Origin of the sequence: Oscillibacter sp. KLE 1745 (assembly GCF_000469445.2) — a bacterium.
GTDB lineage: Bacteria > Bacillota > Clostridia > Oscillospirales > Oscillospiraceae > Oscillibacter > Oscillibacter welbionis.
Window position 1 is genome coordinate 1 of the sequence record NZ_KI271772.1, and the last position, 25,438, is coordinate 25,438.

Sequence of the window (25,438 nt, forward strand, 5' to 3'; positions counted from 1 at the left end):
CTTGGGATGCTACATAGTCACAATAGAACTGCAGGGCCTTTTCTACAAACTCATTCTGGCTTCGGCAGTTGGCTAACGGTATGGCGGTTTTGATCTTCCGGTCTGTGGCCGGGTCGATCCGCATCAGGAATTTCACTTTCTCGTCTGCCATTCAGAAAAACCTCCAATTCAAGTAAAATCGTGGTGATAGCACATTTGAAACTGTAGGACTCGTTGAAACTGCGGCATTTCTTGGGCAGGTGATAACAGATTTGATTACACCGCCAAAAAAGCGATAGCACGGGTCCCGCCAAAAAGATACGGAAAAGCGGTTGAAAACCCCGTGAAAGCGTTTCCCCGGCCCGCGTTGCGGGACGGTGTGGAACAGGGTGATTACACCCTTTTATCCTGCACTCAAATCGACCGGCTGCTGCACATGTACATTTTGGTTTAAACAATCCAGACGCTTGGGTCACACAGCCCGCACACCGCATCCTGCAACTTGGGTGGGGCGTGTACCCTACCCGCACCGCCATCGCCGCACACAACTCATCACAGGCTGCGCAGCGGCGTGGTCATGCGCTCTGCTCTTTGTCAGGCGGAACGAACTCCACGCCAGACTTCTCCGCTCGCTGTTGAGCTGCTGCTTGTTCCAGCGCAGACAGCTGCCGCTCATGGAACCGGTCGATGGCATTTTTGATCGGCAGGATGGTGTAGCGAAGACAGCCGTTGCGCCTGAGTCCGTCCCGCGTGATGACATCGGTGCGCTCTGTGGCGATAAGACCGTGTTCCTCCAGCAGTCCCACATACTTGGCCACGGTGTTGACTGAGATCCCCAGCTTGTCTGCGATGGTGGGGTAGCTGACCACGCACTGCCAGGTCCGCCGGTCTTCGATCCGTAACAGGTAGGCGTAGATGGCCAACTCATACACATGAAGCCCCAACTCGAACACCGCGTTGGGGAGCATGAAAAAATACTTCTTCACATCGCGCTTCTGATTTCCTATCATCATTGCACCCCTTTCGTGTGCGCGGAGATCCATCTCCGCAGTTCCGCCTTGGGGATGACGATGCGCTTGCCGATCCGCAGAGAGGGGAAGTCTTCCTCCCAGACCAACTCGTAGGCGCTGGCATCTGAGATTCCAAGAAGATCAGAGAGCTGTTTCATATTCAGCACCAGCGGCAGTTCGTCGTAGCTCTTGTAGATCGATTTTTTCATTCTGGTTACCTCCTCATGGTTTTTTCTCTGCACGATTTTCACGGCTTTGTATCCTTGACCTGCAGATCCTCTCTGTCTGGCACATGGACAACTCCTTGCTGCTCAGAAGCGTGGGCAGACATGATTCTGAGAAAAACAAACACCGGGCGCACGAGAACAACGCGACACTTGGCAGGAAGCTACCTGCCTTGTTTCGTATGTTTCTCATGCGCCCGGCAATTTGGTGACTCAGAGAAAATATCTCAGGACCCGTGGTTCGGTGCAGCATTTTGCGGCTATTCAGATTGTGCGCTCATTCTAACAGAACAAACGTTCTTCGTCAATCCGTTTTAGAAAATTTGTTCGAGGCAATTTGACTGATACTTTCCCTCTGCGGAATTGGTCATGAGAGGAGGTCTGTACAAGTTCGAAACAGGACGGAGGGCGGAACGGCATAACCGTCCCGCTCTCCGTTCTTGGGGGGAAATTATTTTGCGTCCCGATAGAGGAACGTCACGATCTGAGCGCGCGTGCAGGGAGCATCCGGACTGAAGGTGGTTGCACCGGTGCCGGAGGTGATGTCCTCAGACACGGCCCAGGCCACAGCGTTTGCGTAATACGCGTTTGCATCCACGTCGGTGAAGCTGCCGCCGTAGACAGCTGGGGTGCCGGCCGCGCGGTACAGGAAGGTGACGGTCTGTGCGCGGGTCACGGTCATATCCGGCGCAAAGGTGGTCTCGCTGGTGCCGGAGGTGATACCCTCGGAGACCGCCCAGCGCACCGCGTCGGCGTAGTACGCATCCGCAGGTACGTCGGTGAAGCTCATGGCGTAGTCTACGGCAGGAGAGCCGTTGGCACGCCACAGGAAGGTCACCATCTGCGCACGGGTGCAGGAAGAGTTCGGCGCAAACAGGGTATCGGTCACGCCGGAAGTAATACCCTTATCCGCCGCCCACAGAACCGCATCATAGAAGTAATCACTCTCCGAGATGTCAGTGAACGGGTTCTCAGGTTCAGTCTCGATCAGCTTGAAGCTGGCCTCCACAGTGACTTTGGAAGCAGGCATCTTGAAGCTGAACTTGTTGTCAGCCTTCTCGGTCAGTTTGATCTCATCGCCGCTCTTGTCGGTCACGGTCAGCTCATCCAACTCATAGCCGGCGTCAGGCTTCACGGTGATGGTCACGGTGTCGCCCTTCTCAGCACGCTTCGGACTGGCGGAAACAGAACCGTTTTTGCCGTCGTCAACGGTAATGGCATACTCGGTGCTGCTGGAACTGCCGCCGCCAGAGGAGCGGCGGGAGACGGTCAGGGTGCCGTCTACATAAGTGATGGTGTAGTTGGACCCAGCATCCGCACCGCTGGCCTGGATCGCGTAGGAGCCTACGGCCTTGCCGTCGGCGTCACAGGTCAGGGTCGGCTCTGTATTCAGAGTTTCACCGTTTACCAGTCCAGTGACGGTGTAAGTGAACTCAGGCAGTTCATTGCCCACACGGATAGACTGGTCATCCGCCTTGACGATCATCGGGGCCTTGTTGATAACCAGACCGCCCATGACGCGCCCGTGATAGGCGGCGTAAGTTTCATCCTCAGCGCGAGTGATCTCTACATCGTAGATACCTGCATTCGTGGGATCGGTGACTAGGTTGCGGTTCTGATAGTACTGCACCGCATAACCGCCATCCACATGGAACTTCTGGGGATTGCCGTTGTAGGTCACAACGGTGTCGGTCAGGTCGGGGTCAAGAACCTGCTTGTCGGTCCAGACGGCGTACAGGGTGACGGTGCCGCTCTCGGCCAGGTTCAAAACCTCAGTCTGATCGCTATATTCCACTGTGCCATCATTGGCGTTCTCCTGCGTGCTGGCCCAGCCAGCGAAGTTCTTTCCAGCCATGGTGAAGCCATTGGCCGTCAGAGCAGCGGGCTGGTCATAGGTGGCTGTCACGCTGGCGGTGGAGCCGCTGGCCCCATTGCCGCCGTTAAAGCTGATGGTATAGGTGTTGGGCGTCCACTGGGCATATAAGACAATGTCCGAGGTATACCCATCTCCGGCCAGAGAATCTACCTTTGTACCAGAGAAGTCTTGGTCGGTAAACCAACCGTTAAAGGTGTAACCAGTGCGGGTGGGAGCAATAAGAGTCGTAGTGGTACCATAGGTATGTGTGTCAGGTGCGTTTCCTCCAGCAGTACCGCCGTTCAGTTCGTAGGTGATGGTGTACGTATCCGGTACCCAGATAGCATTGGGGCCCCCCCGCGCCGTATCGCTTTCAAAGGAATCGGAGAATGTATATGGGTTGTTCCATAGATATCCCTCTTGTCCGACATAGTTCGTTGCCCAGCGGTCAATATGATAGCCCGTCACTTCAAAACCGCAGAGTTCTGTAAAATTAACAGTTTCTCCGACAAGTCCAAGAACAGTATGCTGAACTCCCTCGATAGGTTTTTCTGTGACTGGAGAAATCGAGTGCAGAGTTAAGTGCAGAGCTTTATGCAAAATCGCAGTATCTTCCGATTTTCGCAACACATAATACTGGTCTTCATTGGGTTCATATACAATACAAGGGTAATTTTCCCCGGTCACACCATCAATAACTTTTGTACCGCTGGACTCATCCACACCATTCACATTCCAGGTTACACCAATTCGCGATGGTTTAGACAAATTACTCAAATCCATCGTTGATATGACCGTTTCGACATACATATTGGGACCGGTCAAAGCAGATTGATTATCCTGAATGATAGTTGTCCCTGTAATTTTTACAGTTCCACCCACAGTTTTATTGGGGCCACTTATGTGTATTCCTCCGCCATGACCGGTTGTGGACTTGTTTTCTGTAATAGAGCAGTCTGCCAGGTTCAGCACAACACCCGGATTTGCTTGAATACCGCCGCCGCTTGCAACGGTACTACTTTCTTGATTCCCACAGGAATTTCCTTGGATGGTGCAGTTGGCGATAGACGCGGTAAGATCTGTTCCAATCTGGATACCGCCGCCGGAGCCTGCTGCGGAGTTATTCCTGATCTCTCCGCCGGTGATACTAAGCTGGCTGTTCTTATTGGCACTAAAGTAAATGCCGCCGCCATAGGCATTCTTATTACCACTGGCGGTATTGTTGGATACAGCACCGCCGCTCATTGTAAAGTAGCTGGCAGAGCCAACTTGAAGCCCACCGCCGCTGACTGCGGTGTTAGACGAAATATCAGCCCCATCTTTAATCTCCAAGTCAGCAGAACCCACTTGAATACCGCCGCCACCCGTATATGAGGTATTCTCGCAGATAGTAGATGCAACGGTCATATCAAGATGAGTGTGTCTATGGGACTCATTATCTCCTTGGTCAACACCACCATAAATACCACCGCCTCCATTGGCTGCGCTGTTGTTGCTGATGGTGCCGCCATCCATGTGGAATGCAATCTTATAATCATCCGGAGTGTTTGATACCTCAGCATTCTCACCACGGGTCATTAGGCCCACACCGCCGCCAAAGGCGCGACCTTCACCGTCGTTCACGGCAGCAGAGTTTCCGGAAATCTCGCCGCCATTCATGATGAATACGCCGTTTTCATAGATGGCTACGCCGCCACCCAAAGAGTCGCTGTTTCCTTTACCATCTCCCTTTGCGTAGTTCGTGTTTGTCACAGCGTTGTTTTTTACCTCAGACCCTTCATTCATGGTCAGCGTTCCGCCATAAACGGCAATACCACCGCCCATGTTGTAGTATCGAGGTTTACTTGCATGCAGGTAGGGATTGTCCTCTGTACTGACATGGTTGTTATTTTGAATAACCGCACCAGCGTTCAGTACGGCAGTCCCTCCCTCAATCCGGATAGCAGCTTCATCTGAGGTCAGTTTAGCAGCGGTGTCTGCACCTCCGTCAATGGTGACATTTTGCAAAGTCAGGTTAGCTCCAGTTGGTACAGAAATCAATTCACCCCGGTAATTCTCTCCACGCTGAATGGTGCCGCCACCGGAGATCGTTACATCACCGGAGATCGTTATTTTTGCGATGATAGTCAAAGTCTCGCCCTGATTAACAATGAGATCTTCAGACAGTGTATTCTCACGATCCCAAACTATATTGCCTTCTAAATGATCCATGGGATAGAGTACTGCGATTACAGCATTGATGGTTTCATCATTCTCCACATCAAGGCCGTTTTCCTTGGCAAAGGCATAGATTGCTTCGACCTGATCATTGACCGCTGCTACCTGTTCTTCATCCAGCGGGTCGATGTCGGCAGGATCAGGCAGGGCTGCGATCAGCTCCGCGAGCTGTTCCTCCACTGTAGGGACGACAGGCTCCTCCGGCCCATCCGCCGGAGCCGTTCCCATGCAGTTGGCGACATTCTCCGCACAGATGGGGCACTCCATGTTCACGTCCTCTGCGGTGCAAAGAGTCTCGCAGGTGCAGACTGGAACCGGATCGCTGCCGGTCAGGTCATTTTCCTCCGCCGCCAGCGTGCTCATGGGCGCCAGCGATAGGGCCAGCACCAATGATAAGAGGCTTGCCAATATTCGTTTTTTCACTTCTCATTCCTCCTATTATGTTTTTGTTCCGGGCCGGGAATTGGCTGACCGGCCCTGGTTTATTTCCATCTCCGCCAGCGCCTTCCGGTAGCGTTCCAGCCGTTTGGGGCTGACTTTCCCGGCGCAGACGAGACAGCCGCATTTCTACGGCCCTGCTCTGGAATAAATGATGGCTTTCCAGATATGCCCGCTGGGACACTTCCACCACGCCGTTCTACGGCTCCCCGCCGTCACCTGCTCCAGGGTGAGGGGCCCGTTCAGGGTGGGGTGCCATTGGGCGGCAATCTCCGGGGCCAGCGTTGCCAAGTCATTGAAGTCGGGAAGGGCCTTGTGTCCGGCGCAGACGGGACAGCCCGCCCCGCCGCAGGCACGGGCGGCCACAGACGCCTGCCAGACGTGGCCTTTTTCGCACTGCCACCAGACCTTGCGGCTATTCCCGGCCACCACATCGCGGGGCGTCAGAGCGCCGTTTTTCGTGGGATGCCACTGCTTTGTCAGCTCCGGGTGGGTGGAGGCCAGATCGTTCGTCCCCCGGAGCAGCACCCGGTTGGTGCACACAGGACAGCCGGTGCCGCCCAACGTCCGTGACTCGACGACAGCCCGCCATTCATGGCCCTGTTCGCAGACCCACCATGCCTTGAAGTGGCTCCCCACGGTGACGCGCTCCGGCGTCACGGGGAGGTTTTTGGAAGGGTGCCACTGGGAAAGCAGGTCGGGCCGCTGGAAGGCTAGGTCGTTTTCCCCCGGCCACGCCTGCTTTCCGGCGCAGTAGGGACAGCCGCTGCCCTTGGTACGGGTATAGACCGCCGCCTGCCACGCGTGTCCCTTGGGGCAAAGCCACCAGATCTTCTGTCTGCTTCCGTAGGACACGTCCCTTGGCGTCAGCGGTCCATTTTTAATCGGGTGCCATTGGGTCAGCAGGGCCAGTTCGTTCCGCTCCATGCAGTAGTCATAGAGAGATGTGCGTAAGATTCATCCCCCCTTCACCACAGAATTCACATTCCACTTCCTTTTTGCTTATTTATGATGGGCGGATAAACTCAAAGCGAACAAAAAACGGCTTTCTATTGCCCGAAGAGCAGGTAGAAAGCCGCAGTGAAGCAGGCCACAAAAGCAGTTCTTTTTGTGGCTTATATTTTTATGCGCAAATATGTGGGGGATGCTTGCACTTCTGGAAATGCTATGGTAAAATCACCTTATAATATGTACTTCTATAACCCAGACACCCATATGATCTTGTCAGAATGTGAATTCTGTGATTACGAAACCAGCCCCAGCCGATCCAGCTGCCGCTGGTGCTCCGCCCCAGAGGTCAGGAGGTAGATGCGGGTAGTCTCGATGCTGCTGTGTCCCAGCACATCCGCCAACTTCACGATGTCCCGGCTGGCCCGGTAAAAGGCTGTGGCGAACAGATGCCGCAGGTTGTGGGGAAAGACCTTGGACGGCTCCACCCCTACATATTTGCACACCCCCTTCATCTCCGCCCAGATCTGCCGGCGGCTGAGGGGCGTCCCGTTTCTGGTGAGAAAGGTCTCACCGGAAGCGGTTTTTTGCTGTTTGGCGTATTTCAGCAGCTTGCGGCACAGCTTGTTGGGGAGAAGGATGGTGCGGATCTTGCCTTTCAGGGCGATTTCCGCCCGCCCCGCTTTAGCCGCTTCTACCGTGATATACCGCACCTCGGACACCCGGATGCCGGTGGCGCAGAGGGCTTCCATCAGCAGGGCCAGCCGCACTTTGCCCCGTGCCTTTGCAGCGGCGGTGAGGGCGTTGTAGTCGCTTCGGGTCAGGTCCCGGCTGTCGTCCCGGAACATCCGCCGCTGGAGCTTGAGAAACTTTACCCGGCAAGTTCCAAGTTCCAGAAAGTCCAGCAGACTGTTCAGGGCGGAGAGCATGGCGTTTACGCTGGCGGGGGCATAGCCCTGCTCCGTCAGATGTGCTTTCCACGCCGCCGTCTGCTCCTTGGTGATCTCCCGCCCGTCCAGCCAGCAGATAAAGGACCGGATGTCCCGGAGGTATTTTTCAACGGTGGCCGCGCTTTTCTCTTCTAAGCGAAGGTGGTTTGCATACGCCTGAATGTGTTCCGATATTGATTTGTGTTCGTTCATGGGATCCCTCCTCAATTTTCCTTACAGCTATTGTACGGGTATAGCAAAGCCCACAGCGGCAAATCCCGCTGTAGGCTTTTACGATCCCGTTCCGCTTGCCGTATGGATAGGTTGCCCACCGGTAGAGGGAAATCATGCACTTGGTTCATGATTTGACTTTTAATTGTTTTTTGCAGCATATTTGCTTCCTCTCTGCTCGTTGTGACTGGCAAACAAACCATACTGGAAGATGGTCGGAAAGTCGAGAGGAAAATTTGACCCAATATGTAGAAAATCAGATGTGAACATACCGCAGATCATTGAGCTACTCTTCTCAGAGAAACGGGGCCTGCTTCAGAGGCCCTATCCTTGTTTATAGCGTAGCATGCCCTGCGGTGGCTCGATGACGGAAATACTGTTTACAATTACCACAAGCCATAAACCATAAAAATAGTGTTGGGGGCCGTTGGAATTCACCAACGGCCCCATTCGTTGACCACATAACCAGCCACAGACGGCGCTGGAGCATTTGGAATTCATGAGGTCAAAGATATTTTGAAAGGAAATGAAATTGAGAGAAAACAATCAAAAATCATTAGAAATGATGAAAAAAGTTTTTCTCACCTCTTTGTTTACTGCATCGCAAATTTTGATTTAGGGCTCTATTATGATTCCATTTCTTTGCGGACAAACCCGGACGGGATGGCCCAACCGGATTTGTCCATGGATATATCGTGGTATCTTTCTCATTCATCACGGTATTCCGACGGGGAAACGCCTGTTCTACGTTTGAAGATGGTGGAAAAATAAGTAGGGTTCTCATAGCCGCAGCGCATAGAGACCTCGTAGGTCTTGTAGTTCCCGCTTTTCAAAAATTCTTTCGCATGAGAAATACGCACATTGGTCAGATAGTTGATAAAAGAACTGCCGGTGCTCTGCTTAAACAGCGCGCTGAAATAATTAGGCGTGATGCCCATTTCCCCCGCCACCTGATCCAGTGTCAGCCCCGAATCCGCGTAATGCGCTTCAATATATGTTTTGGCCCTCTCAGCCACGCTCTGGTTGGCATTAATATTTTTATCCAGGAAATCACAGATTTGGGCGACAAAGCGGTACAATTCCTGCAGCATATCGTCCAGCGTCGTCCGCGTCAGGATCTTGCGGTAATCCTCCAGCGGGTCATCCAGAATCGCCTCGATCGGGCAGTTGATATCCACCAGGAGTTTGACGATCTCGCCATAAACTACGCTGACCAGCATGTGGGTATAAAGATAGGAGTTATGCCCGGTCTGCCGGATGTCCTCAGCCAGCAGTTCAAAATCCTCGCGGATGGTCTTTTTGTTGAAGGTGGAGATGGAACGGATCACACGGCCCACATTGGGAATGTCTGGCAGAGGATTCATGCCTCCGCTCTTTACCTCCTCCGGTTGCACATCCCGGTTGCTGCTCAGCTGGAACGCATATTCACAGCCCCGGCGCACAAACTCATACGCCTCCTGACAGTGGTCGATATGGTCGTAGACCGGCGACGTCGCCGTTGTGAATTCCGTATCCGGCTCCACCAGCCGGAGTCGGCGGATATAGGAGCGGACCTCAAAGCTCAGTTCCTCTTTCCAGGTTCCGATGAAGAGCAGCAGGTACCGCCCGCTGGTTTCCTCAATAGAGATCATACTGGTGTTCTCGCCGGCATTGACAATGGATTGCTCCAGTTTCTGGGTCATGCTGAAAATGGTCTCCTCGTCCATGGCGGCGGTCAGATTGTCAAAGTTGTCGATCTGCAGCAGTACCAGGACTACGGCTCGTGCCCGGAGGAGCCGCTCCGGCATCTGCTCCAGAAACTGCTGGCGGGGCGTGCGGCCCATCATATAGCGCCTCAGCTGACGCTGAAGTCGGAACTCATCCGCCCGCTGGAGCTGCACGCGCATCTCTTCTACTTCATTTTTCTGATGCCGCTCGCTATCCAGTTCCCTCGTCAACTTCCCCAGCGTCCGGCACAGGCTTGTAACGTCGACGGGTTTTAGGATAAAGTCTGAAACACCAAGCTGGATGGCCGACTGCGCGTATGTAAACTCCCCGTGGCCGGAGATGATCACCACGCGGCAGGAGGGGTGGACCTCCCGGATCTTGCCGATCAGCTCCAGGCCATCCAGATATGGCATCCGGATATCCGTTAGAACGATATCCGGTTTGTGCTCCCGTATTCCTCTCAGCGCATGTCTGCCATCTTCTGCAGTCCCGACCAAACGCATTCTAAGAGATTCCCAGGGAATGGTCTCCGCCAGGCCCTCCCGGATCAGTTGTTCGTCATCCGCCAAATATACAGTATACACGTTTACGCTCCTTTCAGCGTCTTTGGAAGCACGATCCGCGCGGATGTGCCCACACCTTTTTCACTGGTAAAGCTCAGGCCGTACTCCCGACCTGCCAGGATCTGGATGCGGTCGTTGACATTCACGACACCGTAGCTGTTAGTCCGGTTCTCTCCCCTGTGCTCCATGGCCTCCCGGACACACGCCAGTGTCTCCGCGTCCATGCCGGCGCCATTGTCCAGCACCTCCATCTCGATTCTGTCGCCGTAGGAGAGTACTTGGATCATCAGCATACATTTGCGGTCGCACAGCTTGATGCCATGATACAGCGCATTCTCCACCAGCGGCTGCAGCATTAGCTTCGGGACGAAGTAGTCCTCTGTCTCCGGGTCCACATAGAAGGCATACTCAAACTGGTTCTCATAGCGCATTTTCTGGATCACGAGATAGCTGCGGACATGCTCCACTTCCTCCCGGACCGTGATCATGTCTCTTCCCTTGGAAAGACCGATGCGGAAAAACGCGGTCAGCGCCGAGATCGTATCCGTTGCCTTCTCCATATCTCCTTTGCGCACCAGCCAGTTAATGGAATCCAGAGAGTTATATAAAAAATGGGGATTGATCTGGGCCTGGAGGGCCTTGAATTCCGCCGTGCGCATCCGCTCCTGCTCGGTTTTTACGGTCTCCAGCAATTCACCGATCTTGCCGCTCATTTCCTGTGTGTTTGCCGCCAGGCTGCCGATCTCATCAGGCCGCATAGGGGGAAGCGGTTTGCCAAATTCTCCGTTCTCCATATCCTTGATGTACGTTTGAATCCGGCGGATCTGGCGCAGCTCATAATCAGCCAAGCCTCCTGAAACAAGAATCGTCAGTAAAAGTGTCAACAGCACGGTCACAATAAAGAGTATCAGGATCTCCTGGCTGTCACTGCGGAGGCTCTGCTTCATGACAACGCCCACCACAAGCCATTCAGACAAGGAAAGCGGCTCGCAGAAGATGACCCTGTCATGGGAAGAAATAGAGGTGATTTTTCTATCCGCCTGCTTTACCTGTTCCGCAGCATCTGCCACCATTTCATCGGACGCGGCTGCTGTTTGCAGGGCAATGTCCGGGCGTTGGGACATCAGGAAAACTGTTCCGCTTTCTCCCAGCTTTTTATCAAGGATTTTCTTCAAATACGATTGCCGCACCTCCACCACCACGATCCCGCAGGGCTGGCCTGTGACGCTCAGCGGCAGCAGTCTGGCCGCACCCAAAATGGCGTTTCCCATGTTGTCGGCGACCAGAGAACCTTCGTCGGAAACGATCCATTGGATATCCTCGTGGTTCCGGATCACCATATACTGGTCTCCGGTCAATAAAAGCGTGTCATGCTCGTCTCTTGCTGTATAATAGCGCGATTTCGCCACAGTGAAATCGTCCAGACAGATATATACGCCGTCCAGGCCAGCATACATGCTGGCGATCTGTTTCAGCCGCGCATCTAGAGCAGAAATCACAGACTCCTCCGATATCTCAGGAACCTGTAGCTGGGCGAGGAGACTCTGAATGGTATGATCCTCGGCCACCTGCTTGGCCGCCGACTGCATATCCAGCAGCACTTCTTCCATGTTTTCGCCTGTCTTTTCGATGACTTCTTCCGCCAGTGTCAAAGCGCCGTCAGATATTCGGACATCAGACGCATGGTAAATCAGCGTTCCGGCAACGCTGATGGGAATCATCATCAGCAGCATGAAGTACAAGACGAGCCGATGGTGGAGTGACTCGCTGAAAAACTGCCGGATCCTCATATTCCGCTCTCCTTTCACCGTGGTATTTTGTATTTTATATCATTATATCAACATGGGTTCTTTTTGAAAAGGAAGTTGTGTGCACTTGTTTTCCGCCGAAAATGTGGTTGTCTCTGTTTGCCTACGCACAAAGCCGACTCAAAAAAGAGTCGGCTCCGTGCAGAGAAAAGAAGAAAATGGGATGGTCTTAGGATTTCTTGTCTTTAATGGTGGAGAATACAACCGCAGCAACGATAATGGCGCCTTTCAGCATCATCTGCGGGTAAGAGGACACATTCATCAAATCCAGCAGGTTGTTGATGATACCCAAGATGAACACGCCAATAATCACTCCGCTGATGTTTCCCTTACCGCCGGTAAAACTGGTTCCGCCGACAACGACGGCGGCAATGCAGTCATTTGCCAGGTCTTCACCGTTGGTCGGTGCGCCGACGCCCAGCCGGGCTGTCAAGAGAATTCCGGCGATACCAGCACAGACCGCACAGAAAATATAGGGAGCAATCTTCCATTTGGACACATTGATGCCGGAAAGCTTGACAGCCTCTTCATTTCCGCCGATGGCATAGATGATCCTGCCGAGGGAAGTCTTTTTTACAATGAACCAGACAATGACGATGCAGACCATCATGATGACGCTGAGGGTCGGGATGGCGCCGAAAAGACGGCCTTTGCCGATAAAGGAAAAGACACTGGCGCATTCCGCGTTTTTCCACGATACCGGAGCAGAATTGGTATACCAGTAGGCAATGCCGCGTGCGAACTCCATCATGCCCAAAGTCACGATAAACGGCGCCACACGAAGCTTCGCGACAATCAGGCCATTGACCGTTCCGAGAACGGCGCAGATCACCAGAGCCCCGAGGACCGCTACCGGAATATTGTTTGTCATCACCAGAAGCGACGCGCAGAACACACTGGATACAGCCATGACGGAGCCAATGCTCAGGTCAATACCGCCGGACAGGATCGCCACAAACATGCCAAGTGCCGCTACCATATTGGAGGACTGCTGGATAAAGAGGTTCTGCAGGTTCAGAGAAGTCAGGAACATCGGTGTCAGAAGAGAACCGATCACAATCATGCACAGCAGTACGCCAATGGGAATAGCTTGCTCCTTCAAATATCCTTTCAGGTGGCTCCTAATGCCGCCTGAAGCATTTAATGTTTTGTTTTCCATGGTCTCTTCTCCTTAAACGTCCTTGTACATATACTGCAGCATGAGCTTCGTATCCTTCATCTCTTCCGCGTTCAGTTCTCCAGTCACATGGCCGCTCCGCATCACGATCGTCCGGTCGCAGGTGCCTTGGATCTCTTCCGTTTCCGAGGAAATCAGGATGATCGATTTCCCGTCTGCCCGCAGCTTTTCAAGTAAACCATAGATTTCAGCTCGTGCGCCCACGTCGATGCCCTGTGTGGGTTCGTCGAATATCAGAATATTCGGCCGGGCGGTAATTGCTTTTGCTATGACGATTTTCTGCTGGTTGCCACCGCTAAGGTCCTGGACGGGGCTTTCAATCGTGTCCATTTTCACTTTCAGCGCACGTACCAGATTGTCTATCGTCTCAGCTTCCTTTTTGGAATTCAAAATACCAAGTCTGTTAGTCACCGAGGAAAGCTTGGAAAGCGAGATATTTTCACGGATCGGCCGGCAGAGCACCATGGCCTGCTTTTTCCGGTCCTCCGGCGCAAGGAATAATCCATGGCGGACCGCATCCGTAGGATTTTTAATTTTGACAGGGGTCCCATTGATTTTGATCGTACCGCTTTTGAGTTTGTCAGCGCCCATGATGGCTCTGGCCGTTTCCGTCCGGCCACTGTTCACAAGGCCGGCGATACCCAGAATTTCGCCCTCGCGGAGTTTGAAAGATACATCTTTAATAGCATCGTTTGTCAGGCCCACGACCTCAAGCACATACCGTTCACTGCGGATCTTCCCTCGTGTAACATACATGGCGCCCAAAGTCTTTCCCAGCATATGCGAGATCAGGTTATCCTTGGTCAGGTTCTTGTTCTCCAGCACGGTAATGACCGCACCATCCCGCATGATAGTAATCCGGTCACTGAGCTGGAAAATCTCATCCATGCGGTGGGAGATATAAATGATGGTCACCTTTTCCTGTTTCAGAGAGTCAATGATGTCCATCAGGATATGTACTTCACTGTCGGAGAGAACTGCTGTTGGCTCATCAAACACGATTACCCGGGGTTTCCGGTATAATACACGGGCGATGGAGATAAATTGCTTCATCGCAGCGCTCAACGTTCCGACCTTTGCATTGGCATCAATGGGGATATGGTAATGATCCAGCAGTTCCTGGGTCTGCCGCATCATGGTTTTGAACTGTACAAGTCCGTGCTTGGAAAAGCCCTTATCGCCAAGGCAGATGTTCTCTGTAACGGACAGTTCATCCATCATTTCAAACTGCTGATATACCTGGGCAATGCCGAGGTTCTTAGCGACCACAGGGTTGTTCTTCCGAATCTCCTCGCCGCCGATCAGGATCGTTCCAGTGTCTTTCGTATAAACGCCTGTGAGCACTTTCATCAATGTGCTTTTTCCGGCGCCGTTTTCGCCGACAAGTGCCATCGTTTCACCGGCCCGCACTGCAAAATCAATGTTTTTCAGCGCTTTGACCGCGCCGAATGATTTGCAGATGCTTTTCATCTCAATAATATTCGACATGACGTCCCCCTAATTCCCAGGATCAGGGATGGCGGGAAAAGGTTTCCGCCATCCCTGATCCTTCCGGTTGCAAAATCAGAACGCGGAGTTGGGATCGTAATAATCCTGAACGTTTTCGGGAGTGACTAAGGTGGGCTCCAGTTGCAAAGTCTTGGAGTCAGGGATCGTACCGTCATTCAGATACCCTAAAATCACACGCACGGCAGCTTCACCGACTTCGTAGGGAGAGTTCAGGCCCAGCGCCACGATGGGGCCGTCATCTAGCATGATTTCATATGCAGACTTAGAGCCGTCAACGGCGCCCATGATCAGGTTTTCATCCAGGCCAAGCTGCTCAGCGGCGGAGGTGGCGCCGACGATATGGGCGTCGCAGGTACCGACAATGCACTTCAGGTCAGGATTGGCAGCCAGCATATTCTGAGCGGTCGTCAGACCGGATTCCTCGGAATAGGCGCCAGCGTACAGGAAGGTGCGCTCCTCGATCCTGCCCTCCTGATCGACTTCGGCAATACCGTCACGGGCTCCCTGGTTTCTGGCAGCGGCAATCGAGTTTCCGTCTGTGCCGCCGATCATTCCGTAGGGGATGCTCTCCATATCTGGATACATCTCCAGCAGGCGGGTGGCCAGTTCCATGCCCACCATCTTGCCCAGAGAATAGGCATCTGTCACACAGGCGGTCATGTAAGCGGAGCCGGTCTCAGGGGGGGTGTCCACGGCAACAACGGGAATACCGCTCGCAGCGCAGTCGTCAAGGGCGGAAGTCACAGTCTCCTGGGGGTTGGCGGGATTGATGATAATGGCATCAACGCCCTGGGCGATAAAGGTATTGATCTGATCGACCTGCATGGCGGCGTCATCGTTGCACTGAACCAGATTGACTGTCACGCCGGCCTCCGTCAGTTTCTCGTTAACATGGTCATACAGGGCCTTGAACCAGCCGGTAGAAACATCGGTCATTGCGACCCCGATGGTGTATGATTCCTTCGCGGCGATCTCAGGGAGGTCGGACATAGCCACATATTTTGTCTCGGTACTGATGGAATCATACAGGCTCAGCAGCTCGGAAGCGCCGGTCTCAGTGGTTTTATCAGAAGTAGAGGCTATCTCATCCTTGGTTCCGCCGCAACCGGCTAAGGCCACGATTAAAAGGACGCTCAGAGCCACAGAGAATAGCTTTTTCAGTTTCATAGTTGTTCTCCTTATCCGTATATTTTCTGATGTGAATTTACTTATTCAAGAATTGCGAAAGGGCGAATGGGAGAGCCCGATCCGTTCTTGATCTTCAGAGGGATCGCCATAAAATAGCAGCGTCTGGGCAGCTTCTCCAGATTCATCAGCATTTCCATAATAAAGATTTCGTTTGGCAGGAAGCTATCATGATGGCCATAGGAAAAATACTCATAGCCATCTTTCACCGGGGTATCACAGGCAATGGTATCCGAACCGATCGCACGGATCTGCCGCTCGGCAAACAGCGCGCATGCTTCTTGGGAAAGACCCGGCTCATTCAGCGCGTAATATTTCCACGTATTGTCCAATTTCCAATACTGCTGATAGCCAAAATCTAGGAGGACAATGTCACCCGGTCTTGCCCGGTCGTCCATCTGGTCTTCCAGCTCCAAAATCTGTTCTTTTGTAATGCGGTCGCCAGGCTGTGCGTTCAAACGGTACATATCATACTTGACGGCTGGCCCCATAATCATATTCGGCTCGTATGTATCCACGGTCTTATCCTGCATTTCCGGCAGAATATGTGCGGGGCAATCCACATGGGCCCCGGTGTGTTCGCCCATAACCAGTGTCTGGCAATAATATCCGTCGTGGGCATGGGTGATCGTGGGGTCAACAATGATCTGCGGATGCGTAGGCCACTTGGGCATATTGTGTTCGATCGTTGGTGACAGGTCAACGACTTTTGCGCCGCCAATCAACTGAGCCAACAGTTCCCAATTGCGCAATGGAATCTCCTCCTTTGTTCGTCTGTATGTGCCAGTGTTCTTTACTGCGGCCAGTTTAACATACCCATTTCCCCCTGAAAATCAACAATTTTATCATTTGGATTCACTTTTATATGATTGTAAAAATTTGAAGAATTTCGGTAAAAAGTAGACGCAGCTTGTCCAAAACGGGCGGGGTATCTTTGGCGGATCACACAGAACGCCATACACAAAAAAGGTGCCGCCCGAAAAGAGCGGCACTTGGAAGCCATGTTCAGGCGTCGAAATCCAAAATGACTTTCAGCGCCTGCTTGCTGAGTGTCAGTTGGACGGCCTCTTCGATCTTCTCATAGGGAAGAACATGGGAATAGAAATCCTTTGGATTCACCTTCCCGGCTTCGATCAGGGCGATGGTCTCGTCCAGGATCGCATACTCCCCGTAGGGAAAGTTCAGCATATGCAGCGAAGTGTTATTTTGCAGGCGGCTGGTATCCACCACCAGGTCGTTGCTCCGCAGAACGCCCATGGATCCCACTTTTCCGCCGGGCTTCACATGGCGACTGGCCTCGTAGATGATGTCGGTAAAGCCCACGATGTCAATGGCCACATCAAACTTCTTGCCGTTCAGCACCGCGTCCACATCCTCCACGGAGGAGTTGATGGTGTGCTCCGTTTTTGCAATACGCTTGGACATCTCCAGCCGCTCTTGGATCCTGTCGATCTGCGTGACATGGCCGCCCCGCAGGCCACAGAACAGGGACAGCGCCATGCCCATAGGGCCGGAGCCATAGATCAGGATCTCTGTTCCCTCGGTCACGCCGAAGTTCTTGGCGGCAGAGTGGCTCTCTGCCAGGGACAGCAGCACGCCCGCGTCAATATAGCTCATGGTATTAGGGAATTTATGCTGCTTGACCCAGGGGAAGTCCTTCTCCGCAAAACCGTCCTCCAGCATGGCCTGGTTGTCGCTGACCATGCCGTACTCCGCCATGCTGCCGTGGGTCTTGGTGTAGCCGTTGCCAACATCCGGGTAGAGATTGGGATGGAGCCACCGCTCTCCCACGTGGATGTGGCGGACCTTTTTGCCCACGGCCACCACCTCGCCGGCACCCTCGTGGCCCAGCACTGTGGGATAGATGCTGACGCTGTTGCCCAGGTCGCCGCCGGTGCCGGTGATAATCTGCATATCGGTGCCGTTGCAGAATCCGCAAGCGTGGACCTTCACCAGCGCCTCGTAATCGCCCAGAACCGGCTTGGGAACGTCATCCACCACCCGGATGTCATTGGGTCCCATGACCGCGATTGCCTTCATGTACTCCATATCGCTCACTCCTTATTCTGAAACATCCTGATCTTCGTGCGGGCCAGTTCGATGGTCCCGGCCTTGGCCGCTTGGTACATTTTGTAAATATCCCGGCTGCCCACAGCAGATTCTAAGCCCTCCATAAAAGCCAGCCGCACCTCGGTAGCTACGTTAATCTTACGGATGCCCAGGGAGATGGCCTTTTTGATCATCTCCTCCGGAATACCGGAGCCTCCATGGAGCACCAGGGGCGGCGCCCCCAGCTTCCGGCAGGCCTCCAGCCGGCCGAAGTCCAAATTGGGCGTTCCCTTGTAGATGCCGTGGGCGTTGCCGATGCCGACAGCCAGTGCATCGCAATCTACCACCGCAATAAAGCGCTTCACCTCATCTAGGTCCACCAGATTTGTGTTGCTGTGGGAAATCCCGTCCTCCACACCGGAGATGGCGCCCAGCTCGCATTCCACAGACACGCCCACGGCGTGAGCGGCACGTACCACCGCCTGGCTCTCCCGGACATTTTCCTCAAAGGGAAAGTGGGAACCGTCGTACATGACAGAGGTAAATCCAGCCCGCAGGCAGGCGATGACCTGTTCGTAGCTTTCGCTATGGTCCAGATGCATGACCACCGGCACGCTGCTGCTCTCCGCGATCCGCCGCACCACATCCGGCAAATGCCGCAGGCCACCGGCGTTGATGGCCCCCTGGCCGATGGTCAGGATGACCGGGCAGTTCTCAACCTCGGCGGCCTCCATGATCGCCTCCGGAATTTCGATGTTGTCGATGTTGAAGCCCGGAATGGCGGTGTTGGTCCGCTCGGCGATCTCCAGGACTTCCTTCAGTGTTGCCAAAGACATATGCTCACTCCTCCATCTTTCGTAAGGTCTCTTTCAGTGTCGGCTCCGCCGCCAGTCCGCCCAGGCCCTGACAGGTCAGGCCGGAAAAGGCGTTGCAGAACCGCAGTGTATAGTCCAGGTTCCATCTCTGCGCCAGGCAGTACAGAAACGCGCCATGAAAATTGTCGCCCGCACCGGTGGTATCCACGACGGATACCCGCACAGGCTCCGCGTAGTGGAACGTGCCGCCTGCATAGGCCACCGAACCCTTGTCGCCCATGGTGACGCAGCTGATGCGGACGCCCCTCTCCGCATAATAGAGGCAGGCATCCTCCGGGGAACAGCCTAGGACCTTGGCCACCGTCTTGTCATCTGGGATAAACACATCCACATAGGGCAGCATTCGATCCGTGGCCTCTCGGGAGAGGTTGCCGCCGTCCACAGAAACCAGGGCGCCGGTATTCCGCTTGCAGTAAGCGGCCAGCTCGCCACAGAAATGCTCCTCCAGACCGCCCAAGTGGATCATCTTCGCGTCAGCCAGGACGTTTTTGTCCAGCATATCCAATGTTAGTTGCCGGATACACCCGCCGAAATGGGTGATGCAGCGCTTTCCACTTGCTTCCACTTGGATCGTACTGAAAGGAGAATCCGTCCCCGGTACCCGGATCAGATCCACATAGGGAAGCTGTCTTTCCGCGATATTGGAGGCGATAAAGTCCGTGACATCCGAAGGATCTCCCACCACCGTGATCAGTCCCGCGCTGCCTCCCAGTTTCTGAAACGCGGAAGCCGCCACAGAGGCCACCCCGCCGCAGGCATGGACCACTGCTGAAGCCGCGATGCGCTGGTCAGAGGCCGGCGGTGCCTCTACCATCAGGAGCGTGTCTTTCGTCGCGGAACCGATAAAAAGGCAATCCAGCATTTTGAAACTTCCTCCCTCAAAATCTAACATCAATTTAGCATTTTGCCCCATTTCCCGCAACCTGCTTTTCATTCACAATTTTACGATTTCCATTAAACATTATCCAATGGCCTCTGTCAGCCCCCTTGGAAAAAGAGCGAACCTGCCGCCCTACCCCAAACCCTGACCCAGATTAGAATCGGAGCAGGCAGCAGGCGGTGGAACCAATGGAGCAGACAGAAAATGATTTTGAGTCAAAGGGTGCGGAAAGGACGGGATAGCCCGTTCTTTCTGCGCCTAACATATCTTCACACGCAGAAGCTCGCTGATTCGAGTCCAGTAGTCTTTGCCAAAAAGAACCTGATTTCACGAGAAATCAGGTTCTTTTCTTTGCTTTTTGCGTATTTGCAGTGCCCCAATTTTTTTGGTGTTCTTTGATTGACTACAGAAATACCACAGACAGGAAAACTCCCGCATCCGCGGGAGTTTCTTTTTTCGCTTTCATGGCGGCAATCAGAACTCTCAGCTTCTCCTCGCACTCTTCCGGGATATGGCCGTAGACATTCCGGGAGCTCTGCTTGCCGTCCGGCCCTCCGGGTGAATACCGCCCTTCCCAGAGGTGATCGCCGATCTGATTGCCGCTGCCGGGCTTTCGCCGCTTTGCCATGGTATCAGCCCCTTTCCGAAGATCTCGGTCATGAAGGTGTCCATCACCTGGGCCGCCTGCCGCTGTATATCGTCGGTGACGTTGGCGTAGGTGTCCAAGGGGAAGCTGGCCTTGGTGTGGCCCAGGATGCCGGAGAGGGTCTTGGCATCCACGCCGATGGCCAGAGCAATCGGCTCCGCTTTCCAATTAACAATAAAAAATCGGAGTACCCCGAAGGATACTCCAATCATCCGCGTATCATGAAACGGCCCGTGAAAGCCGGTAATACCGGTGCTTTACAAGCAGCAGACAAGTCACTTTTATCTGAGATGGTCCGGTCAAGATGATTCTGATCCTCAAAATGGGTCTTGTCGAAGCCTATCAACAAAAGATCGTCAAAGTCTCCGGGCTTTTCTTGGAACTTTGGAATGATGGGGATTTTCGACTTTCCGTTACCGGGAAACTGATTGTGAAGCAGCGTCTGACTGGTTCGGTAATTGTAGTTTTCTTCGGTCGTAAATAGGCCTCCTGTATGAAGCAAGCACCAAGTCCTCCTACATACAGGCTCCCGATTGGAAAAGTTATACAGTTTCGCGCCGCAACATGAGCAATTTTAAATCCGCAATAAAAAGACGGAGTATCACGAAAGAATCTGTAATTATTCAAAGTAGGAATACTTTTCAGAATTCGCATCTGAGTTTTATGCAGTGCAGAACCTTACCACCCCTTCATGGTCATGCCACCCCGGGACCGGGTTTGTTCTTCTTCATGATTGTCTGGCTGATGGCCAAGAGCAATCCGCAGCTTCTGGAGCTCTTGCATCCGCTTGCAGTCGATGTGCAGCCTCGGCTGTGCAGTCGCGGCAGCCGCATTGTGCTGGAAGATATAGCTCATGTGGCAGAGTAGACGGGACACTGTGAACGGCAGTTTCTGGCGTTCCAGAACATATCGAGCATGGGGATGGCCATACGAATCCGCCATCCGGAAGCAGTTTCGGGTCGCTTCTTCATCTTTGGGGATGCCGCTTCCCGTGAGGCACAGCTTCCTCAGCAGACATCTGGCCCAAGGATGGTTCTGATCGGCTGCGCGGCGGAGATACTCTGCTGCCTCGGCTGCATCCTTCTCACCCATATGCCGCTTCATAGACTTCAGAAGATATTAGTAGAACTTCTTTCCTTTGACATTACCCATCTGCTGAGACAGCTTCCAAATCATCCGCTTCACCCGGGTAAGCTCATACACCTTCTCCCCCATCTGCTGGGATAACTCCAGCATGACTTTCCGGCTTTCACGAACCAGTTCATCCCGCGGGACAAGCTTCTGTTCGTAGATGTGAAATACCTCTTACTAGAAGATGTTGTTGGTGAGTCGGGACTTCAACTGTATTATAATGGGTTATATTCTTGATAATACTTCTTTTGTAAACTCAAGAACTTTGTCATCTTCTTTTTATTCTTTCTCCCGGTCTTAGGAAGTTGCAATTGCACCGAAACCTTTTTCGTTTTATTGAAATTTTTTTCGTTTTCAAAACATTGCTTTACCACCACGAGACTGCTAATTTAAATTTATACAAAACCACCACAATGCGCAGCAAAAGGAGGATTTGATTTGGATATGTCGGACAGCATTTTGCGTTTTGAGAATATCTCAAAAACCTTTCCTGGCGTCAAAGCCCTGAATAATATATCCTTCGAAATCCGCCGTGGAGACGTCCATGTTCTATTGGGAGAAAATGGAGCCGGTAAATCAACTCTTATCAAGATATTAACTGGCGTTTATCAAGCAGACGAAGGCGGCGCAATCTATTTGAATGGGAAATCTGTATATCTTTCAGATCCGATTCACTCCCGAAAACTGGGGATTGGCACCGTCTTTCAGGAAAATAGTCTAATCCCTCATTTAAGTGTTGCGGAAAATATCTTTCTGACCCGTGAACCCCGAAATGCATCAGGATTAATTGATTGGAAACGGATGTATGGTGAGTGTGACCGTTGGATCCGTGAGTTGGGCGTAAACCACATCAATCCGCGAACGCAGGTGAGGCGGCTCTCCGTAGCAGATCAACAAATTGTGGAAATTGTAAAAGTCTTTTCACAGAATCCGTCGATCGTTATTCTGGATGAACCGACCTCTTCTCTTTCAGAAAATGAGATTCAGAATCTTTTCCATATTATTACCACCTTGAAGAAAAAAGGCGTGACTTTTATCTACGTTTCTCATCGCATGGAGGAAATCAAGCAGATTGGTGATCGGGCCACCATATTTAGAGACGGATCACTCACGGGAGAAATTGATGATTGCAAAACCGCCGATATGGATAAAGTCATTAACATGATTGTTGGCCGGACACTGGATGAGAAATTTCCCCGGAGAGAAAGCCATATCGGAAAAGTAGCGCTGGAGGTCTGCGGCATTCAGGTTCCAAACACCATTTATGACATTTCTTTTCAAGTGCATAAGGGGGAAGTGCTCGGTCTCTCCGGACTGGTGGGTTCCGGACGCACCTCTACCGCCAAAGCCATCGTGGGTGCCATTCCCCGTACCGCGGGAGATATTCTGATTGATGGAGAACCCGTCAAAATCCACGCTCCATCAGACGCCATTGCTCACGGGATCGGCTACTTGCCGGAGGACCGCAAATTTGAGGGACTCCTTCTCACCAAGTCCATAAAGGAGAACATCACACTCCCATCGCTCAAGCGCAAATTCCGCAAAGGTTGTATTCTGGATGGCCGCAAAGAGCGGGCGACAGCTGAAGAATTTCGAAAAAAGCTTCGTATCAAAACTCCGAACATCACCCGTCTAAGCAAATTTCTCAGCGGCGGTAATCAGCAAAAGGTGGTCTTCGCCAAATGGCTTTGCTCTGAAGCCAGCATCTATATTTTTGACGAACCTACACGAGGCATCGATATTGGTGCCAAAAGTGAAATCTACCAAATCATAAATGATCTGGTGGCACAGGAAGCCGCTGTCATTGTAATATCCTCCGAACTGCCAGAAATTTTGGGCATCTGTGACCGAATCCTAGTAATGCGGGATGGCCGTATTACCGCAAACATTGCCCGTTGTGACGCCACGCAGGAAAAGATTATGAGTTATTCGATATAGGGAGGAAAGTGCCATGAAACACTTGAAAGATACTTCCGCAGCCGCTCTCAGTCCGCAACGCAAAATACATTTCGACTATCCCTGGCTCTCGGCAGCCGTACCGCTGGTTGTATTGATGATCGTACTCCCTCTGGCAAATCCTCGCTTTCTGACCGTCAGCAATCTCACCAGCGTTCTTCTGCAGGCGGCGGTATATGTCATCATGGCGTTGGGTATGTCTTTCGTACTGATGACAGGCGGAATTGACCTGAGCCAGGGCTCTCTATTGGCTTTGACAGGTGTGGTTGCAGCTTATATCGTGCAAAACCAAGGGTCCGTCCTCCTAGCAATCCTGGCCAGTATTTTGGTCGGTGCCTTAGTAGGCGTTGTCAACGGCAGTGTGATTTCTCGGCTGAGCATCCCTCCATTTATCATGACGTTGAGCACTATGTATCTTTGCCGGGGTCTAACGCTGGTAATTACGCAGGCAAGCCCCATCTCCATTTCTAGCGACACGTTCCGCTGGATCGGAAGCGGCGATTTCCTGGGGATTCCAGTTCCTGTCATAATCTTTGTAACAGCTGCCATTATCGGCCAATTTATTCTCTCCTACACCGCCACGGGCCGCTATATTTTAGCAGTCGGTTCCAATCGGGAGGCCGCCCGTCTTTCCGGCATCAAGACCAGATGGAACGAGTGCAAAGTGTACATCATTTCCGGCATCATGGTAGCCATTGCGGGTGTTGTATATGTAGCTCGTCTGGGTGCCGCGCAGGCAAACGCCGGACAATCCTACGAAATGGAAGCTGTGGCCGCCTCGGTCTTGGGCGGGACGTCTGTTCTGGGCGGAGAAGGAAATATCGTAGGCACCGTTCTAGGTGCTATTGTGGTAGCTATTATCCGAAATGCTATCGTACTGCTGGAAGTCTCCACCTATTATCAGCAGATGATTACCGGTGCGGTTATTTTGCTGGCCGTCATTGTCGACGTGCAACGCAAGGCCCGGGCCGCAAAACGGGTTGATTGATTCTTTCAGATCTCACAAGCTGTAAAATTGCTTTACGGGATAACATCATTTTAAAGGAGGACAACCACATGAAAAGAGGACTTGCGATCTTGTTGACCCTTGCGCTGTGCCTTACCCTGACCGCCTGCGGCGGGACTTCTGCACAGGAAACTTCCGAAGAACAGGAAACTTCCGGAAGCAAAGGAGCTTCCACCCTGACATTCGCTCTGCTCCCCAAAACGCTGTCCAATCCCTACTTCGTTGCCATGAAGGAATTTGCCGAAGCAGCGGCTGCTGAGCTCTCCAATGATAAATATACGATTGAGATCGTTTCTTCCGCTCCGCCTCTGGAGGACGGTGTAAATGAACAGATCACCATGTTCGAATCCTATCTGGAAAGTGGGGTCGATGGTGTTTTAATTGTTCCGTGCGGTACCGCAGAGGTTGTGGATACCATCAAAAAAGCCAACGAGAAAGATGTTCCTGTCATTTGCCTGGATACGAATGCCGATGAGGGCGCCGAGGTAGCAGCCTTTATCGGAACTAACAACTACGACGGCGGCTATTTGGCCGGCGAATGGACGGTTAAAAATGTAAGCGGTCAGGTAGCCATCATCACCGGCACACTAGGCAATCAGTGCCATACCGACCGGACGAACGGCTACTTAGACGGCTTGGGCGACGCCGAAAACATTGAACTGGTAGGAGACGTCCAGCCCTGCAACGGCGACCAGGGAACCGCCATGGGTATTACTGAAAACTTGTTGACCGCGTATCCTGACCTACGATGCATTTATGTTACCAGTGATACCGGAGCCATGGGTGCAGCCACCGCTGTCCAAGCCGCCGGACGGGATGTAAAGGTCATCGGCTTTGACGGTTCGCCTGATGGTGCCCAGTCCATTCTGGACGGCGGCATGACTGCCACTGTCGCTCAAACTCCCGGCATTATGGCTGAGGAAGGCGTCAAAGCTCTGTATGAACTTATCGTCAACGGAACCGCTTCTGAGGATCAGTATACCGCCTGCACGATGGTCACCGCAGAAAATGCCGAAGACTATCTGACGTGGCACTGATATAGTCCTCCTTAATCAAGCAATCAGAGCACCAGCCGTACAAGGGGGCGGCTTGTTGAACCAAGCCGCCCCTTCACA

General features: G+C 52.8%; 20 protein-coding genes. 3 read left to right on the top strand and 17 right to left on the bottom strand.

Annotation, left to right across the window (positions count from 1 at the left end; genetic code table 11):
- Positions 1-554: 554 nt before the first annotated feature.
- From HMPREF1546_RS16400 to HMPREF1546_RS16485, 17 genes are all read right to left on the bottom strand, one after another.
- Entirely contained in the window at positions 555-992 is a 438-nt protein-coding gene (locus HMPREF1546_RS16400) for a helix-turn-helix domain-containing protein (protein ID WP_021749987.1), read from the bottom strand.
- On the bottom strand, positions 989-1,198 hold the full coding sequence (locus HMPREF1546_RS16405; protein ID WP_036630710.1) for a helix-turn-helix domain-containing protein: 210 nt from the start codon (positions 1,196-1,198) through the stop codon (positions 989-991). The genes HMPREF1546_RS16400 and HMPREF1546_RS16405 overlap by 4 nt, the downstream gene beginning before the upstream one ends.
- A gap of 466 nt (positions 1,199-1,664) precedes the next feature.
- Positions 1,665-5,708 (bottom strand): S-layer homology domain-containing protein, encoded by a 4,044-nt coding sequence (locus HMPREF1546_RS18550; RefSeq protein WP_083491045.1) that lies wholly within the window; start codon positions 5,706-5,708, stop codon positions 1,665-1,667.
- A gap of 144 nt (positions 5,709-5,852) precedes the next feature.
- The gene (locus tag HMPREF1546_RS16420) at positions 5,853-6,650 is read right to left on the bottom strand and encodes a zinc-ribbon domain-containing protein (RefSeq protein WP_021752157.1); all 798 of its coding nucleotides are present in this window, start codon (positions 6,648-6,650) and stop codon (positions 5,853-5,855) included.
- Between the two features lie 317 nt (positions 6,651-6,967).
- Positions 6,968-7,813, bottom strand: a complete 846-nt coding sequence (locus tag HMPREF1546_RS16425) for a tyrosine-type recombinase/integrase (protein WP_021749993.1) — start codon at positions 7,811-7,813, stop codon at positions 6,968-6,970.
- Between the two features lie 725 nt (positions 7,814-8,538).
- Positions 8,539-10,122 carry a response regulator transcription factor gene (locus HMPREF1546_RS16430; RefSeq protein WP_036630714.1) on the bottom strand — a complete coding sequence of 528 codons (1,584 nt, stop codon included), beginning with the start codon at positions 10,120-10,122 and terminating at the stop codon, positions 8,539-8,541.
- A 2-nt stretch (positions 10,123-10,124) separates the two neighbouring features.
- The gene (locus tag HMPREF1546_RS16435; protein ID WP_021749995.1) at positions 10,125-11,891 is read right to left on the bottom strand and encodes a sensor histidine kinase; all 1,767 of its coding nucleotides are present in this window, start codon (positions 11,889-11,891) and stop codon (positions 10,125-10,127) included.
- 187 nt (positions 11,892-12,078) lie between these two features.
- Positions 12,079-13,068, bottom strand: coding sequence for an ABC transporter permease (locus HMPREF1546_RS16440; protein WP_021749996.1), 990 nt, complete (start codon positions 13,066-13,068; stop codon positions 12,079-12,081).
- A gap of 12 nt (positions 13,069-13,080) precedes the next feature.
- Positions 13,081-14,574: a sugar ABC transporter ATP-binding protein gene (locus HMPREF1546_RS16445; protein ID WP_021749997.1), complete on the bottom strand. Its 1,494-nt coding sequence runs from the start codon at positions 14,572-14,574 to the stop codon at positions 13,081-13,083.
- 75 nt (positions 14,575-14,649) lie between these two features.
- A complete protein-coding gene (locus HMPREF1546_RS16450; protein ID WP_021749998.1) occupies positions 14,650-15,762 on the bottom strand; it encodes a sugar ABC transporter substrate-binding protein in 1,113 nt (370 codons plus the stop codon).
- Between the two features lie 41 nt (positions 15,763-15,803).
- Positions 15,804-16,532 carry a cyclase family protein gene (locus tag HMPREF1546_RS16455; RefSeq protein WP_021749999.1) on the bottom strand — a complete coding sequence of 243 codons (729 nt, stop codon included), beginning with the start codon at positions 16,530-16,532 and terminating at the stop codon, positions 15,804-15,806.
- A 253-nt stretch (positions 16,533-16,785) separates the two neighbouring features.
- A complete protein-coding gene (locus tag HMPREF1546_RS16460; protein ID WP_021750000.1) occupies positions 16,786-17,829 on the bottom strand; it encodes a Zn-dependent alcohol dehydrogenase in 1,044 nt (347 codons plus the stop codon).
- Positions 17,830-17,834: 5 nt separating this feature from the next.
- Positions 17,835-18,665 (bottom strand): class II fructose-bisphosphate aldolase, encoded by an 831-nt coding sequence (locus tag HMPREF1546_RS16465; protein WP_021750001.1) that lies wholly within the window; start codon positions 18,663-18,665, stop codon positions 17,835-17,837.
- A gap of 4 nt (positions 18,666-18,669) precedes the next feature.
- Positions 18,670-19,566 (bottom strand): carbohydrate kinase family protein, encoded by an 897-nt coding sequence (locus tag HMPREF1546_RS16470; RefSeq protein ID WP_036630717.1) that lies wholly within the window; start codon positions 19,564-19,566, stop codon positions 18,670-18,672.
- A 501-nt stretch (positions 19,567-20,067) separates the two neighbouring features.
- Positions 20,068-20,442, bottom strand: a complete 375-nt coding sequence (locus HMPREF1546_RS19990; RefSeq protein WP_021750004.1) for a hypothetical protein — start codon at positions 20,440-20,442, stop codon at positions 20,068-20,070.
- On the bottom strand, positions 20,439-20,732 hold the full coding sequence (locus HMPREF1546_RS16480) for a hypothetical protein (RefSeq protein ID WP_021752159.1): 294 nt from the start codon (positions 20,730-20,732) through the stop codon (positions 20,439-20,441). Before HMPREF1546_RS16480 ends, HMPREF1546_RS19990 begins: the two co-directional genes overlap by 4 nt.
- Positions 20,733-20,908: 176 nt before the next feature.
- Positions 20,909-21,322, bottom strand: a complete 414-nt coding sequence (locus tag HMPREF1546_RS16485; RefSeq protein ID WP_147629873.1) for a tetratricopeptide repeat protein — start codon at positions 21,320-21,322, stop codon at positions 20,909-20,911.
- Positions 21,323-21,805: 483 nt separating this feature from the next.
- On the opposite strand from HMPREF1546_RS16485, the gene HMPREF1546_RS16490 reads away from it, so the two are divergent.
- The 3 genes from HMPREF1546_RS16490 to HMPREF1546_RS16500 all read left to right on the top strand — a co-directional run bounded on the left by HMPREF1546_RS16490 (position 21,806) and on the right by HMPREF1546_RS16500 (position 25,360).
- The gene (locus HMPREF1546_RS16490) at positions 21,806-23,299 is read left to right on the top strand and encodes a sugar ABC transporter ATP-binding protein (RefSeq protein WP_021750008.1); all 1,494 of its coding nucleotides are present in this window, start codon (positions 21,806-21,808) and stop codon (positions 23,297-23,299) included.
- Between the two features lie 13 nt (positions 23,300-23,312).
- Positions 23,313-24,305: an ABC transporter permease gene (locus HMPREF1546_RS16495; protein WP_021750009.1), complete on the top strand. Its 993-nt coding sequence runs from the start codon at positions 23,313-23,315 to the stop codon at positions 24,303-24,305.
- A gap of 68 nt (positions 24,306-24,373) precedes the next feature.
- Positions 24,374-25,360: a sugar ABC transporter substrate-binding protein gene (locus HMPREF1546_RS16500; RefSeq protein ID WP_036630720.1), complete on the top strand. Its 987-nt coding sequence runs from the start codon at positions 24,374-24,376 to the stop codon at positions 25,358-25,360.
- The last annotated feature ends 78 nt before the right edge of the window (positions 25,361-25,438 follow it).